Here is a 14530-nt window from a genome sequence, read left to right on the forward strand (position 1 = left end):
GCCGTTCCCCGGGCCCCTGGTGGTGAACCCCTCGCCGCCTCCGACCACCCGCAGACACGGCGCCGCCGTTCCCCGGGCCCCTGGTGGTGAACCCCTCGCCGCCTCCGACCACCCGCAGACACGGCGCCGCCGTTCCCCGGGCCCCTGGTGGTGAACCCCGCAGCCCCAAATGCCCGCCCCATCTACCGGCTCCCTACGCGCGTAGATATGCTGGTCTGGTGACTATGTCCACTCTTGCAGCCAACGCCCCCGGCGCCACGGGAGGCGGCCTCGCGGACGTCGCGGCGTCCGAGGCCACCTTGCGCCGCTTCCTGCACGGCCTGCCCGGGGTCGACCAGGTGGGCCTGGAGTCGCGCGCAGCGACTCTCGGTACGCGGTCGATCAAGACCACCGCGAAGGCCTTCGCCATCGATCTCGCCATCTCGATGATCGACCTGACCACGCTGGAGGGCGCGGACACGGTCGGCAAGGTCCGCTCGCTGTGCGCGAAGGGCCTGAGCCCGGACCCCGGCGACCGCACCGCACCGCAGGTCGCGGCGATCTGCGTGTACCCGGACATGGTCGCCACCGCGAAGGACGCGCTGCGCGGCAGCGGGATCCAGGTGGCGTCGGTGGCCACCGCGTTCCCGTCCGGCCGGGCCGGCATGCCGGTGAAGCTGGCGGACACCGCGGAGGCGGTGGCCGCGGGCGCCGACGAGATCGACATGGTGATCGACCGGGGTGCGTTCCTCTCCGGCCGCTACCTGGAGGTCTTCGAGGAGATCCGCGCCGTGAAGGAGGCGTGCAGGCGCCCGGACGGCAGCTCCGCCCACCTGAAGGTGATCTTCGAGACGGGCGAGCTGCAGACCTACGACAACGTCCGCCGGGCGTCCTGGCTGGCGATGATCGCGGGTGCGGACTTCATCAAGACGTCCACCGGCAAGGTCGCGGTGAACGCCACTCCCCCGGTGACGCTGCTGATGCTGGAGGCGGTGCGGGACTTCCGTGCGGCGACCGGCACCCAGGTCGGCGTGAAGCCGGCCGGCGGCATCCGCACCACCAAGGACGCGATGAAGTACCTGGTGATGGTGAACGAGACGCTGGGCGACGACTGGCTGAGCCCGCACTGGTTCCGGTTCGGCGCGTCCAGCCTGCTGAACGACCTGCTGATGCAGCGCCAGAAGCTCCGCACCGGCCGGTACTCCGGTCCCGACTACGTGACGGTGGACTGACCACGATGGCGAAGACCAACAAGAAGACCGAGACCGAGCAGCCCGTGCAGCCCGCGAAGGCCGCCGGCCTGTTCGAGTACGCCCCGGCCCCGGAGTCCCCGGCCGCCGCGGGCGAGATCGCGACGTCCTACGGCCACTTCATCGGCGGCCGGTTCGTCGACTCGTCCGGTTCGGAGTCGCTGAAGACCGTCAACCCGGCGACCGAGCAGGTGCTGGCGGAGTTCGCGCAGGGCACCGGGGAGGACGTGGACCGGGCGGTGCAGGCCGCGCGGAAGGCGTTCGCCGACTGGTCGTCGCTGCCGGGCAGCGAGCGCGCCAAGTACCTGTTCCGGATCGCCCGGATCGTGCAGGAGCGCAGCCGCGAGCTGGCGGTGCTGGAGTCGATCGACAACGGCAAGCCGATCCGGGAGACCCGGGACGTCGACCTGCCGCTGGTCGCCGCGCACTTCTTCTACTACGCGGGCTGGGCCGACAAGCTCGACTACGCCGGCTACGGGCCGAACCCGCGTCCGCTGGGTGTCGCCGCGCAGGTGATCCCGTGGAACTTCCCGCTGCTGATGCTGGCGTGGAAGGTCGCCCCGGCGCTGGCCACCGGCAACACGGTGGTGCTGAAGCCCGCCGAGACCACCCCGCTGACGGCCCTGCGGTTCGCCGAGATCTGCCGCCAGGCGGGTCTGCCGGACGGTGTGGTGAACATCGTCACCGGTGACGGCCGCACCGGCGCGGCGCTGACCGCGCACCCGGACGTGAACAAGGTCGCCTTCACCGGTTCCACCCCGGTGGGCCGGTCGATCGCCAAGCAGCTGGCCGGCACCCGCAAGAAGCTGAGCCTGGAGCTGGGCGGCAAGGCCGCGAACATCGTGTTCGACGACGCGCCGCTGGACCAGGCCGTCGAGGGCATCGTCAACGGCATCTTCTTCAACCAGGGCCACGTGTGCTGCGCGGGCAGCCGCCTGCTGGTGCAGGAGTCGGTGCAGGACGAGCTGCTGGACGCGCTGAAGCGCCGGATGGGCACCCTGCGGGTCGGCGACCCGCTGGACAAGAACACCGACATCGGCGCGATCAACTCGGCCGAGCAGCTGGCCCGGATCACCGAGCTGGCCGCGGCGGGCGAGCAGGAGGGCGCCGAGCGCTGGGCGCCGGAGTGCGAACTGCCGGGCGCGGGCTACTGGTTCCGTCCGACGCTGTTCACCGGCGTCTCGCAGGCGCACCGGATCGCCCGCGAGGAGATCTTCGGGCCGGTGCTGTCGGTGCTGACCTTCCGCACCCCCGCCGAGGCGGTGGAGAAGGCCAACAACACCCCGTACGGGCTGTCCGCAGGCATCTGGACGGAGAAGGGCTCGCGCATCCTGTGGATGGCGAACCGGCTCCGGGCGGGCGTGGTGTGGGCGAACACGTTCAACAAGTTCGACCCGACCTCGCCGTTCGGCGGGTACAAGGAGTCCGGTTACGGCCGCGAGGGCGGCCGCCACGGTCTGGAGGCGTACCTCGATGTCTGAGCAGACTGTCCGACTGGACATCTTCAAGACCTACAAGCTGTACGTCGGCGGGAAGTTCCCGCGCTCGGAGAGCGGGCGGGTGTACGAGGTGCAGGACGCGAAGGGCCAGTGGCTGGCCAACGCCCCGCTGGGGACCCGCAAGGACGCCCGGGACGCGGTGCTGGCCGCCCGTGCGGCGGTGAAGGGCTGGTCGGGCACGACCGCGTACAACCGCGGGCAGGTGCTGTACCGGGTGGCCGAGATGCTGCAGGGCCGCCGTGAGCAGTTCGCGGCCGAGGTGGCCGCGGCCGAGGGGCTGGGCGCCAAGAAGGCGGCGGCGCTGGTGGACGCGGCGATCGACCGCTGGGTCTGGTACGCGGGCTGGACGGACAAGGTCGCGCAGGTCGCGGGCGGCGCCAACCCGGTGGCGGGGCCGTTCTTCAACCTGTCCACCCCGGAGCCGACCGGCGTGGTCGGCGTGGTCGCGCCGCGGGCCGGCCACGGCTACTCGCTGCTCGGCCTGGTGTCGGTGGTCGCCCCGGCGATCGCCACCGGCAACACGGTCGTGGTGGCGGTCGCCGAGCAGGCCCCGCTGCCGGCGCTGTCGCTGGGCGAGGCGCTCGCCACCTCGGACGTTCCGGGCGGCGTGGTCAACCTGATCTCCGGCCGGACCGCCGACATCGCCCCGACCCTGGCCTCCCACCAGGACGTCAACGCGCTCGACCTGGCCGGTGCGATCGACCCGGACGGCCCCGGCGCGGCGGCGGCCCTGGAGGCTTCGGCGGCGGATACATTGAAGCGAGTGGTCCGACCGGCCGCCGACCCGTCCGCCGAGGACTGGACGGATTCCCCCGGCACCGGGCGGCTGCTCTCCTTCCTGGAGACCAAGACGGTCTGGCACCCGATGGGCATCTAGCCCGCCCGACCGGCCAACTCCACACAGACCGGCCGCCCTCAGCGCCCCTACCCCCCCGGGGGCCCGGGCGGCCGCGACGGGCCCGCACTTCTCCCCCCCTGGTGCGGGCCCGTCCTCATGCCCTCCGGCCCCGAACGGGGGCCGACCGGCGGGTTACGACCAGCCCGTCGGATGCCTCAGACTGGTATCTCGTGAGTGACTCCCCGCTGAACCGCCGACCGATATCCCGCGTCATCCTGCTGTCGGGCCCCTCGGGGTCGGGGAAGTCCTCGCTGGCCGAGCGCAGCGGGCTGCCGGTGCTGCAGCTCGACGACTTCTACAAGGACGGCGACGACCCGACGCTGCCGCAGCTGCCGGACGGCGGCGGCCCGGACTGGGACTCGCCGGATTCCTGGCACGGCGACCAGGCGCTGGCGGCGATCCGCACCCTGGCGTTCGAGGGGCGGGCCGAGGTGCCGGTGTACTCGATCCCGGCGAACGGCCGCTCCGGCAGCCACGCGCTCGCCCTGGACGGCGCGGCGGCGTTCGTCGCGGAGGGCATCTTCGCGGCCGAACTGGTGCGCCGCTGCGAGACGGAGGGCCTGCTCGGCGACGCGCTGTGCCTGCGCAACAAGCCGTCCACCACGGCGTGGCGGCGCTTCCGCCGGGACGTCCGGGAGGGCCGCAAGTCGATCCCGTACCTGCTGCGCCGCGGCTGGCGCCTGATGCGCGCCGAGCGCGGCATCGTCGCCCGGCAGGTCGAGCTGGGCTCGTACGCCTGCTCCGGCGTCGAGGCGGGCCGCCGGATCGCCTCGGTGGCCCGGCAGCTGCCCGCCGAACTGGTCTGAGGGACAACCGGAGCGAGGGGGAACGGCCGTGGACGAGCGCTGGCTGGTGGCGGGGCTGGGCAATCCGACCCGCCGGTACGCGGGGACCCGGCACAACGCGGGCTTCCTGGTCGCGGACCGGCTGGCCGGGCGGCACGGCGCCCGCTGGCGCGGGCTGACCACCCGGACCGCCTCGTTCGCGCTGGACGGCCGGACCGTGCTGCTGGCCGAACCGCAGTGGTCGATCAACCTGTCGGGGCGTCCGGTCGCGGCGCTGCTGCGCCGTCACGGGGTGCCGCTGGAGCGGCTGGTGGTGGTCCAGGACGACCTGGACTTCCCGTTCGGCACGGCCCGGTTGAAGCGCGGCGGCGGCCCGGGCGGCCACAACGGCGCGCGTTCGGTGCACCGCGCGCTGGGCACGGCCGACTACGCGCGGCTGCGGGTGGGCGTGGGCCGGCCGCCGAAGGGCACCCGGGTCGACCAGTGGGTGGTGCAGGAGTTCTCGGCCGAGGAGCGGGAGCGGATGCCGGAGCTGCTGGACCGCTGCGCGGACGCCGTGGAGACGCTCGTGCGCCGCGGCCTGAACCGCGCCCAGGACGTGCTGCACACCGCGGACGCGCGCTGACCCGCCGTCACTCGGGCGGGGCGGGCAGCCCGCGGCGGACCGCCCAGGGCAGGACGAACCACAGGCCGGTGAAGACCAGGGCGATCACCGCGGTGATCGGCACTGCGACGGGGAAGCCCAGGACCACGGCCAGGACCAGCAGGACGGCGCCGCTGAGCGCCATCGCCAGCAGGATCAGGCCGACCTGGGCGATCCGCGCGGAGACCTTGACGATCCGGGCCCGGTCGGGGTGGTGGAACAGGCCGCGGTGCAGGGCGACCGGGGTGGCCAGCACCGCGGCGGCGACCACCGCGAGGAGCAGCACCAGCACGTACAGGTCCTGCCGGGCGTCGTCGAGGGTGGCGAAGCGCGGGGTGAAGGCGACGCCGAGCAGGAACGCGAAGACGATCTGCACGCCGGTCTGCAGCACCCGGAGTTCCTGGAGCAGTTCGACCAGCCGCCGGTCGGCGCGGGCCTGCGGGGTTTCCGCGACGGGATCGTCCATCCGCTCATTGTCGCGGTCGGCGCGGCCGGGAAGGACGGAGGCGGGCCCCGGTGCTTTCTCCCCCGCACCGGGACCCGCCTGCGCCTGCGGTGCCGGACAGCCCCCGGCGGCCCGCTCCCCCGAGCGGTCCGCCGTTGTCCTTCACCTTCCCCACCACCCGTCCCCCCGACGGGAGTTCTGTGTGCTCAGGCGACCAGCTCGCCGAAGGCGTGCACGGTGTCGCCGGAGCGGTTGAGCTGCTCGTCCTCGCGCATCCGGCGCAGCGCGCGCCAGATGGAGCTCTTCACGGTGCCGACGCTGATGCCGAGGACGTCGGCGATCTCCGGGTCGGTGCGGCCCTCGTAGTAGCGCAGCACGAGCATGGTGCGCTGGTTCTCGGGCAGCTTGGCGAGCGCCTGCCAGAGCACGGTGCGCAGCTCGGTGCCGCCCATCGCGTCGGTGTCGCCGGCGTGCTCGGGGAGTTCCTCGGTCGGGTACTCGTTGACCTTGCGGCGGCGCCAGGCGGAGATGTGCAGGTTGGTCATGGTGCGGCGGAGGTAGCCGCCGACCGCGGCCTTGTCGGTGATCCGGCCCCAGGCGCGGTAGGTCGAGAACAGCGCGGACTGCAGCAGGTCCTCGGCCTCGTAGCGGTCGCCGGTCAGGTGGTAGGCGGTGGCGTACAGGGAGGCGCGGCGCTCGCGGACGTACGCGGTGAACTCGGCGATGTCGCGTGCCTCGTCCTTCGCGGCCGCCGGGTGCTCCCCCTGCGCGCCTCCCTGTTCGGCCTGTTCCCCTCGGAAGGTCTGCGGCGCGAGCCGCAGCATCCGTCCCGCGGCGGGCCCGGCGAGGCCGTTGCCGCCGGTCCTGCCGTGGGTGGTGTCCCCGCCCCTGGTCCCCACAACCGGGCGGCGGGTTCCGGCGCTGTGTGCGCACCCCCGTACGAGTACGGCGCCGGTGTTCTCCTCCTCGTGACGCGGCCGGTTGGTGCCCAGCACGGCTGCACGCGGCCCGGCGTTTCGGGTCGTCAGCGTTGCGGTCATCGGGCACCCCCATGGTCGGTACGAGCGGTTCCTTGCTCCGCCGCTTCCGGGTCCGGCCCGGTTGCGGCGACAAGGAAAATCCTGCCGGTCGCTCGTCATGGCGGTGTCTGTCGACTGTCACAGGGCTGTCACAAGGACGCCCGGTCGGGGACGGTCGTCGGCTCCGTATCGGCTGACGCCGGAGCGGGCCGGTCCGGTTCCCGGGCGGGCGAGGATCACCCGGGTGGGTGCTTCCGGGGTCCGGGTGGGTCACAATGACCTCCGTGTCTTTCCTGCTTCTGATCGAGGACGACGACGCCATTCGCACCGGCCTCGAACTCGCCCTCACCCGCCAGGGTCACCGGGTCGCCTCCGCCGCGTCCGGCGAGGACGGTCTGCGCCTGTTCAAGGAGCAGCGTCCGGATCTGATCGTGCTCGACGTGATGCTTCCGGGCATCGACGGCTTCGAGGTGTGCCGGCGGATCCGGCGCACCGACCAGCTGCCGATCATCCTGCTGACGGCGCGCTCCGACGACATCGACGTGGTGGTCGGCCTGGAGTCCGGCGCCGACGACTACGTGGTGAAGCCGGTGCAGCCGAGGGTGCTGGACGCCCGGATCCGCGCCGTGCTGCGGCGCGGTGAGCGGGAGAGTTCGGACTCGGCGGCGTACGGCGGCCTGGTGATCGACCGTTCGGCGATGACCGTGACCAAGGACGGCCAGGACCTCCAGCTGACCCCGACCGAGCTGCGGCTGCTGCTGGAGCTGAGCCGCCGCCCGGGGCAGGCGCTGTCCCGCCAGCAGCTGCTGCGGCTGGTGTGGGAGCACGACTACCTGGGCGACTCCCGCCTGGTGGACGCGTGCGTGCAGCGGCTGCGGGCGAAGGTCGAGGACGTGCCGTCCGCGCCGACGCTGATCCGTACCGTGCGCGGGGTGGGCTACCGTCTGGACCCGCCCGCGTGACGTCTCCCTTCTGCCTGGTGAGCCCTTTTTGACAGAGCATCAGTCCGCGCCGCGCCGGTTCCGTTCGGCGTCCTGGCGGCGGCTCAGTTCGCTGCGGGTCCGACTGATCGCGGTGTTCGCCGCGGTCGCGCTGGTCACCGCGGTGTCCGCGTCCGGGATCGCCTACTGGCTGAACCGCGACGCGGTCCTCAAGCGCGCCCAGAACGCCTCGCTGAACGACTTCCGGGGCTCGCTGACCCGCAACGTCTCGGAGTTGCCGCTCCACCCCAGCTGCCAGGACCTGGCCGCGCTGGCGGTGAAGGTGGCGAGCTCCGGCCTGGCGTACGACGTGGTGGTGGTCGACGAGTCGCAGCCGGGCTGCACCGCCTCGTCCGACCCGATCGCGTTCACCGTCAAGCAGGTGCCGCCGGCGCTGGTCACCGCGGTCAACAAGCCGCGCGAGACCGGCCCGGGCAACCCGTACGCGTACCACCTGTACTGGCAGCGGGTGAACCTGGCCGGGCCGTACGTGGTCGGCGGGACGAAGGTGGTGCCGGACGGGCCGACCGCCTACATGTTCAAGTCGCTGCAGAACGAGCGCGCCGACCTGAACACCCTGGGCGTCTCGCTGGCGATCGCCACGCTGCTGGCGCTGGTCGGCTCGGCGCTGCTGGCGCAGGCCGCGTCGGCGACGGTGCTGCGGCCGGTGCGCCGGCTCGGGGACGCCGCCCGGCGGCTCGGCGAGGGCGAGCTGGACACCCGGCTGGACGTCGAGGGCAACGACGAACTGGCCGACCTGGCGCGGACCTTCAACCGCACCGCGGAGTCGCTGTCGGAGCAGGTCGCGGAGCTGAGCGCGCGCGAGGCGCAGTCCCGCCGGTTCGTCGCCGACATGTCGCACGAGCTGCGCACCCCGCTGACCGCGATGACGGCCGTCACCGACATCCTGGAGGACGAGGCCGACTCGCTCGATCCGATGATCGAGCCGGCGGTGCGGATCGTGGTGTCCGAGACCCGGCGGCTCTCCAACCTGGTCGAGAACCTGATGGAGGTGACCCGCTTCGACGCGGGCACCGCCAAGCTGGTCGCCGACGAGGTCGACATGGCGGACCTGATCATGTCCTGCATCGACGGCCGGGCCTGGTACGACGCGGTCGAACTGGACGCCCCGCGCGGCATCCTGGCGGTGGTCGACCCGCGCCGGCTGGACGTGGTGTTCGCCAACCTGATCGGCAACGCGCTCAAGCACGGCGGCTCGCCGGTGAAGGTGACGGTCCGTCAGGACGACGACGCGCACACCGTGGTGGTGTCGGTCTCCGACGGCGGCCCCGGCATCCCGGAGGACGTGCTGCCGCACGTCTTCGACCGCTTCTACAAGGCCGACAAGGGCCGGGCCCGGTCCGAGGGCTCCGGTCTGGGCCTGTCCATCGCCGAGGCCAACGCCCGGATCCACGGCGGCACCATCACGGCCGCCAACCACCCGGAGGGCGGTGCCGTGTTCACCCTGACCCTGCCGCTCACCCAGCCGCCCGCCGCCGGCCGGGAGGAGGCCCGATGACCGCCCGCCGCCGCCTCGGCGCCGTCGTCCTGCTGGCCGGTTCCACGGTCCTGCTCGCCGGCTGCGGCATCCGCCCGACCGCCGTCCCGGTGGACGCGGGGGCGCCCGCCAGCCGCACCGCCTGCCCGACGTCGGTGCTGATGCCGGTCGCGCCCGCCGCGTCCGTCCCGGCCGCGGCCACGCCGGCGCCGACCGGGCGGCCCTCGGCGACCCCGGGCGCGGGCGCCTCCGCCGCCGCGGCCGTCCGGTCGGCGGTGCCGTCGCCGACCGCGTCGGCCCCCGGCGGGGTGTTCGGCGCCCCGTCGGCGAGCCACTGCCCCTGAGGTCCGCCGCGGCGGGTGTGCCGCGCGCCGCACCGGCGCGCGGGAACCGGTCCGCTACCGGTCGCGTCCCCCGGAATGTGCACACCACTGCGCGATCCGATCACCCGAACGGGGAGCCGACGGCCGAGCGGGCCGTCGGTCCGGCGGCACCGTACCGGCTCCGGCCGGCGGCCCGGGTGCTGCTCTCCCTCCACCTGCTGGTGCTCGGCTGGCTGGCGCTCCGCCCGGTCACGGCGCCGTGGACCGGCCCGTCCAACCTGACGCCGTTCGCCTCGGTGCACGAGGCGATGGCCGCCGGCGGCCTCGCCGCCGTCCGCCGGGCGCTGTCCGGCCTGCTCCCGCTGGCCCCGCTCGGCGTGCTGCTGCCGCTCGCCGTCGGCACCCCGCGCCGCGCCCGGGTGCTGTCCTTCCTGCGCACCACCGGCGCGGTCGCCCTGCTCGGCACCGGCCTGGAGATCGTCGAGGGCTGGGCGCCGGGCCACGTGCTGAACGTCGACGACGTGCTGCTCGGCACGCTCGGCGCGGCCCTCGCCCACCTGCTGCTGATGCCCGTGCTGCGGGCCTTCGCGGTGCGCCGCCCGTCCGCGCCGCGGCCGCAGCCGGACCCGCGGCCCGGTACGGCGCAGGGCCGGGAGGAGGCGCGTCCGCGCCCCGTCCCGGCCCGTGCCCTGGGCGGGCGTCAGGTTCAGCCCTTCAGGTAGGCGCTGCCGTCGACGACCTGCGAGGCGGGCGGTGCGGTGACCGTGACGGCCTTGTCGAAGTCGCTGAAGGTCATGCTGCCCTCGTCGGTGCCGGTGGTGACCAGCGACAGCAGGTAGGGCTGGCCCTCGGCGGCGATGGCGACCTCCGCGGAGGTGCCGCCGTCCTTGTCGGTGATGACCACGGCCTTGGTGCCGCCGACCTGCTTGGTGCCGGACTTGGTGCCGGTCATCGGGGAGGTGCTGCCGTCCTCCTCGACGCCGATGTTCTTCAGGGTCTGCAGGCCGAGGTCGCAGAACGCGGTGAGCTGCTTGGCCCGGGCCGCGTCGGTCGGGGCGGTCAGGTACTTGCCGCTCAGGGCGGCGCCCTTGCCCGGGGCGACGGCGTTCAGGAACGAGGCATCCGGCTTCAGCCACACCGTGGTGCCCTTGCGCAGCAGTTCGACCTTGCCCTGGCCCTGCAGCGAGATGGTGCCGGCGCAGTTGCCGGTGCCGTCCTCGGCGACCTCGCCGCTCATGGTGCCGTCGTCGGCCTTCAGCGAGAAGGCCAGCTTGACGGCGGTCACCTTGCTGCCGACGGCCTGCGCCCGCTTGAAGATCTCGTCCACCGGCAGGCTCTCCAGCGAACCGCCGGCCGCGGCGGCCTTCGAGGCCGAGGCCGCGGGGGTGGCGGGCGTGGTGGACTTGCCGGTGCCGCTGTCCGAGCCACAGGCCGTCAGCCCGGCCAGAGCCAGGGAGGACAGCACGGTCGCGGCCAGCAGGCGGTTCGCACGCATCAGAAACGTTCCTTGTTCGGTCGTATGACGATCGGATGCGCGAGTCTGACAGCCGGGGGTGGCGGCCCCCCGCACCGCCTCCTCTTCCTTTAATCAGCCTTTACATCCGCCCATACCCGACGAGCCGTCAGAAGTCCCCCGCACCGCCCCCGTACTCGTCGCCGCCCTCCTCGCCGAGGCGGACCACCCGGTCGGCGGGCGGCGGCGGGGTGATGCTCACCGGCGCGCCGAAGCCGCTCAGCAGCATCGAGCCGGCCGCCGGTTGACGCCGGATCAGCGCTGGATGCCGAGGGTGATCCGGTAGCCGCCGGCGTCGACCACCTGGTCGGCGGGGGGCGGGGTGACCGTCACCGGCTCGCCGAAGGAGTCGAACCGCATCGCCAGGGGGTTCTTCCCGGCCTGGTCCACCGCCAGCAGGTACGGCGGGCCCTCGGCGGCGATCGCCATCGTCCCGGGCCCGCCCTGCCCGGCGCCCTCCGGGCGGAAGCCGAGGATCACCGCCCGGGTGCCGCCCACCGGCCGGACGGCGTTCCGGCTCCACTCCACCGGGTCGGTCGCCTTCAACGGTCCGCCGCCGGTCGCGAACCTGAGGACGGCGTCGCAGTACCCGGCGTACAGCCCGCCGAGGAGGCCCGCGTTGGTCAGCCACTTGTCGGCGAGTTCGGGCCCCGCGTCCGGCACGGTCGCCCGCAGCATCGCGGCGGGGGGCTTCACCCACACCGTGCCGCCCTGCCGCCGCACCTCCGCCTCGACGCCGCCCTGGGACACCGTCCCCGTGCAGGCCCCGTCCCGGTCGACCGAGAGCGCGTACTCCAGCGTCCCCGACTCCTGCTCCAGCCGGACCGTCCCGCGGAGCGAGGTGAGGCCCGCGTCCGCCTCCCGCGACTTCGCCACGATCCGGTCCGCCGGCAGGTTCTCCAGCGCGCCGCCCGCCTCCGCCGCGGGAGCCTCGCCGGTGCCCCGGTGCGGCTCGCAGGCCGCCACCGACACCACCCCGGCCATCCCCAGCACGACCAGCCCCACCAGCGCCGTCGTGGCCGGCCACTGTCCCGCCCGCATCGCCCGTCCCCCTCGCTCGTCCGCCGGTGATCCGGTCGTTCTCCGACGATTCCGGTCGTTCTCCGAACGATCCCGGTCGCGCGAGTCTCCCAGCCCGACCCGACCGGGCACCACCGTTACCGGCGGTTCGAACAAGCACCGTTACCCAGCGGCCCGGCACTCAATCTCGGGGTCCGCCCCGGAGCGGACCCCTAGGTCGGCGTCCACCCGGACGGGGAGGGCCTCCGGGTCCGAATCCGCACCGCGGTGGACGGAAAACCGCAGGTCGCGGCGGGACCATGGAGTCAGCCCGGTCGGACCGCCCGACCCGGCAGCACTCCTCGGAGGAGAAGATGAGCGTCCTCGCCCGTCCCCGACACAACCGCATCATCGGCGGCGTCTGCGCCGGTATCGCCCAGCGCTTCGGGCTCACCCCGTGGACGGTCCGGACCATCTTCCTGGTGTCCTGCCTGCTGCCCGGCCCGCAGTTCCTGATCTACCTGGCCCTGTGGCTGCTGCTCCCCCAGGAGCCGTGACCTGCCCCGCCCGACCCCACCGCCCGTCCGACCCGTGCCGAAGGGGCCGCCCCGCACTGCGGGACGGCCCCTTCGGGCGTTGCTGCTAGCTGCCCTGACGCGTCGTCGGCGTCAGCCGCCCAGCCCGGGCAGGCTCGGCAGGCCGGGGGCGCCGCCACCGGTCGGGGTGAGGCCGCTCAGGGTGCCGACCACGCTGCCGACCGGGGTCTTGGCCAGACCCTGGCCGCCGGGGATGGCGTCCAGGCCGCCCACCCGGTGGCCGACCTCGGCCGCGGGGGCGGCCTGCGGGTCGACACCGCCCGGGCCGACGTGCTCGGCGACCGGCTTGGCCTGCTCGGCGGCGGCCGAGGCGGTGCCGGGCGCGGCGTTGCCCGCGGCCGGGTTGAGCGCGCCGGTCACGGTGCCGAGCTGGTCGGCGCCGGGCAGCTTGCTCACGGCACCGGTGGCGGCACCGGTCACGCCCGGGTTGGTGAGCGCGCCGGTCGGCAGTCCGAGGCCGCCGGGGGCGACCGGCGCGGCCGAGGCGGTGCCCGCGGCGACGGCGGCGGCGACGACGCCGAGCACGGCGGTGCCGGCGGCCTTCAGAGTGGCCTGCTTCATGTGTGCGTCCTCAGTCCTGGTCGGGTCGGTGCGGGAGCGGACGCCCGGGGGATTCAGGGCGCAGCCGTCACACCGCGTCAGCAGTGACCGGCTCACCGTAGTGACAAGCCTGCTCGCCGTTCAAAATCCGACCACTCCCCCGAGTGATAAGTCCGACCATCTCCATGGACGTTGACCACTCGGGGGCCGCCCGTCACCGGCGGGACGTCAGGCGCGCGGACCGAACAGCCACTCGGCCTTGAGCTCCGCGTAGCCCGGCTTGATGACGTCGTTGATCATCGCCAGCCGCTCGTCGAACGGCAGGAACGCCGACTTCATCGCGTTGACGGTGAACCACTCCAGGTCGCCCAGCGTGTAACCGAACGCCTCCACCAGGTGCTCGAACTCACGGCTCATGCTGGTACCGCTCATCAGCCGGTTGTCGGTGTTGACGGTGACCCGGAACTTGAGCCGCGCGAGCAGCCCGATCGGGTGCTCGGCGTACGACGCCGCGGCCCCGGTCTGCAGGTTCGACGTCGGGCACATCTCCAGCGGCACCCGCTTGTCGCGCACGTACGCGGCCAGCCGCCCGAGCTCCACCCGGCCGTCCTCGCCGACCGTGATGTCGTCCACGATCCGCACGCCGTGGCCGAGCCGGTCCGCGCCGCAGCACTGCAGCGCCTCCCAGATCGACGGCAGGCCGAACGCCTCGCCGGCGTGGATCGTGAAGTGGTTGTTCTCGCCCTTGAGGTAGTCGAACGCCGCCTGGTGCCGGGTCGGCGGGTGACCGGCCTCGGCGCCCGCGATGTCGAACCCGACCACGCCGCGGTCCCGGTGACGGTTCGCCAGCTCCGCGATCTCCTGCGAGCGCGCCGCGTGCCGCATCGCGGTCAGCAGCGTCCCGACCCGGATCCGATGGCCGCGCGCCCGGGCGTTCGCCTCGCCCAGCCGGAAGCCCTCGTTGACGGCCTCCACCACCTCGTCGAGGCTCAGCCCGCCCTCCAGGTGCTGCTCCGGTGCGTACCGCACCTCGGCGTACACGACGCCGTCCGCCGCGAGGTCCTCCGCACAGTCCGCGGCGACCCGGACCAGCGCCCGGCGGGTCTGCATCACCGCGCAGGTGTGCGCGAACGTCTCCAGGTAGCGCTCCAGCGACCCGGAGTCCGCCGCCTCCCGGAACCACTCACCGAGAGCCTTCGGGTCCGTGGTGGGCAGGTTCTCGTAGCCGCACTCGGCGGCCAGCTCGACGATCGTTTCCGGCCGCAGGCCACCGTCCAGGTGGTCGTGCAGCAGCACCTTCGGCGCCCGGACGATCTGCTCCGACGTGGGAACGCGCGGGGCCGTGGTGCCCGCGATGCCAGGGATCTGCTTCTCCATTGCCGGAGCATAACGCCTACGCGCGTAGATCACCTACCGCCGCACCGCCCCGCCCCCGAACGACCTCCCCCGCGCGCCCCCGCCACCCGGGCCCGGACCGGACCGCCGCGGCCGGCGCGCGCGATGCGAAGTCCGTCACCCGGCCACCCGCCCTCCGGGAAGCGGAACGCCGCGCCACCGGGAGAA

Annotated in this window: 16 protein-coding genes; 10 read left to right on the forward strand and 6 right to left on the reverse strand. The window is 73.6% G+C overall.

The window, feature by feature from the left end:
• Positions 1-224 precede the first annotated feature (224 nt).
• The 5 genes from deoC to pth all read left to right on the forward strand — a co-directional run bounded on the left by deoC (position 225) and on the right by pth (position 5036).
• Positions 225-1211, forward strand: coding sequence for a deoxyribose-phosphate aldolase (gene deoC, locus ACFV1L_RS01360; protein ID WP_380362176.1), 987 nt, complete (start codon positions 225-227; stop codon positions 1209-1211).
• Between the two features lie 5 nt (positions 1212-1216).
• A complete protein-coding gene (locus tag ACFV1L_RS01365) occupies positions 1217-2710 on the forward strand; it encodes an aldehyde dehydrogenase family protein (protein WP_380361867.1) in 1494 nt (497 codons plus the stop codon).
• A complete protein-coding gene (locus ACFV1L_RS01370) occupies positions 2703-3605 on the forward strand; it encodes an aldehyde dehydrogenase family protein (RefSeq protein ID WP_380361869.1) in 903 nt (300 codons plus the stop codon). The genes ACFV1L_RS01365 and ACFV1L_RS01370 overlap by 8 nt, the downstream gene beginning before the upstream one ends.
• Before the next feature lie 191 nt (positions 3606-3796).
• The gene (locus tag ACFV1L_RS01375; protein ID WP_380361870.1) at positions 3797-4432 is read left to right on the forward strand and encodes an ATP-binding protein; all 636 of its coding nucleotides are present in this window, start codon (positions 3797-3799) and stop codon (positions 4430-4432) included.
• A gap of 28 nt (positions 4433-4460) precedes the next feature.
• Positions 4461-5036 (forward strand): aminoacyl-tRNA hydrolase, encoded by a 576-nt coding sequence (pth, locus tag ACFV1L_RS01380; RefSeq protein ID WP_380361872.1) that lies wholly within the window; start codon positions 4461-4463, stop codon positions 5034-5036.
• A gap of 7 nt (positions 5037-5043) precedes the next feature.
• Here the strand turns inward: pth and ACFV1L_RS01385 are convergent, their stop codons facing one another.
• Positions 5044-5520 (reverse strand): DUF6328 family protein, encoded by a 477-nt coding sequence (locus ACFV1L_RS01385; RefSeq protein WP_380361873.1) that lies wholly within the window; start codon positions 5518-5520, stop codon positions 5044-5046.
• Between the two features lie 185 nt (positions 5521-5705).
• Positions 5706-6539, reverse strand: a complete 834-nt coding sequence (locus ACFV1L_RS01390) for a SigE family RNA polymerase sigma factor (protein ID WP_380361875.1) — start codon at positions 6537-6539, stop codon at positions 5706-5708.
• Between the two features lie 263 nt (positions 6540-6802).
• Between ACFV1L_RS01390 and ACFV1L_RS01395 the strand changes: the two genes are divergently transcribed.
• The 4 genes from ACFV1L_RS01395 (at position 6803) to ACFV1L_RS01410 (ending at position 10041) form a co-directional block, all read left to right on the forward strand.
• A complete protein-coding gene (locus ACFV1L_RS01395; protein ID WP_157032061.1) occupies positions 6803-7480 on the forward strand; it encodes a response regulator transcription factor in 678 nt (225 codons plus the stop codon).
• 28 nt (positions 7481-7508) lie between these two features.
• Positions 7509-9017, forward strand: a complete 1509-nt coding sequence (locus ACFV1L_RS01400; RefSeq protein ID WP_380361876.1) for an ATP-binding protein — start codon at positions 7509-7511, stop codon at positions 9015-9017.
• Positions 9014-9340 (forward strand): hypothetical protein, encoded by a 327-nt coding sequence (locus ACFV1L_RS01405; RefSeq protein WP_380361878.1) that lies wholly within the window; start codon positions 9014-9016, stop codon positions 9338-9340. The genes ACFV1L_RS01400 and ACFV1L_RS01405 overlap by 4 nt, the downstream gene beginning before the upstream one ends.
• A 176-nt stretch (positions 9341-9516) precedes the next feature.
• Positions 9517-10041 carry a VanZ family protein gene (locus ACFV1L_RS01410; protein ID WP_380361879.1) on the forward strand — a complete coding sequence of 175 codons (525 nt, stop codon included), beginning with the start codon at positions 9517-9519 and terminating at the stop codon, positions 10039-10041.
• On the opposite strand, the gene ACFV1L_RS01415 is transcribed toward ACFV1L_RS01410, so the two are convergent.
• Positions 10026-10814, reverse strand: coding sequence for a hypothetical protein (locus tag ACFV1L_RS01415; RefSeq protein WP_380361881.1), 789 nt, complete (start codon positions 10812-10814; stop codon positions 10026-10028). The genes ACFV1L_RS01410 and ACFV1L_RS01415 overlap by 16 nt on opposite strands.
• 273 nt (positions 10815-11087) lie before the next feature.
• Complete coding sequence (locus tag ACFV1L_RS01420) at positions 11088-11873, reverse strand: hypothetical protein (RefSeq protein ID WP_380361882.1); 786 nt, start codon at positions 11871-11873, stop codon at positions 11088-11090.
• Positions 11874-12205: 332 nt separating this feature from the next.
• Between ACFV1L_RS01420 and ACFV1L_RS01425 the strand changes: the two genes are divergently transcribed.
• Positions 12206-12388, forward strand: a complete 183-nt coding sequence (locus ACFV1L_RS01425; protein WP_380362177.1) for a PspC domain-containing protein — start codon at positions 12206-12208, stop codon at positions 12386-12388.
• A gap of 111 nt (positions 12389-12499) precedes the next feature.
• Here the strand turns inward: ACFV1L_RS01425 and ACFV1L_RS01430 are convergent, their stop codons facing one another.
• Positions 12500-12988, reverse strand: a complete 489-nt coding sequence (locus tag ACFV1L_RS01430) for a hypothetical protein (protein WP_380361883.1) — start codon at positions 12986-12988, stop codon at positions 12500-12502.
• Positions 12989-13195: 207 nt separating this feature from the next.
• Positions 13196-14344, reverse strand: a complete 1149-nt coding sequence (locus ACFV1L_RS01435; protein WP_380361885.1) for an adenosine deaminase — start codon at positions 14342-14344, stop codon at positions 13196-13198.
• Positions 14345-14530: the final 186 nt, after the last annotated feature.

Source organism: Kitasatospora sp. NPDC059646 (assembly GCF_042734615.1).
Lineage (GTDB): Bacteria > Actinomycetota > Actinomycetes > Streptomycetales > Streptomycetaceae > Kitasatospora.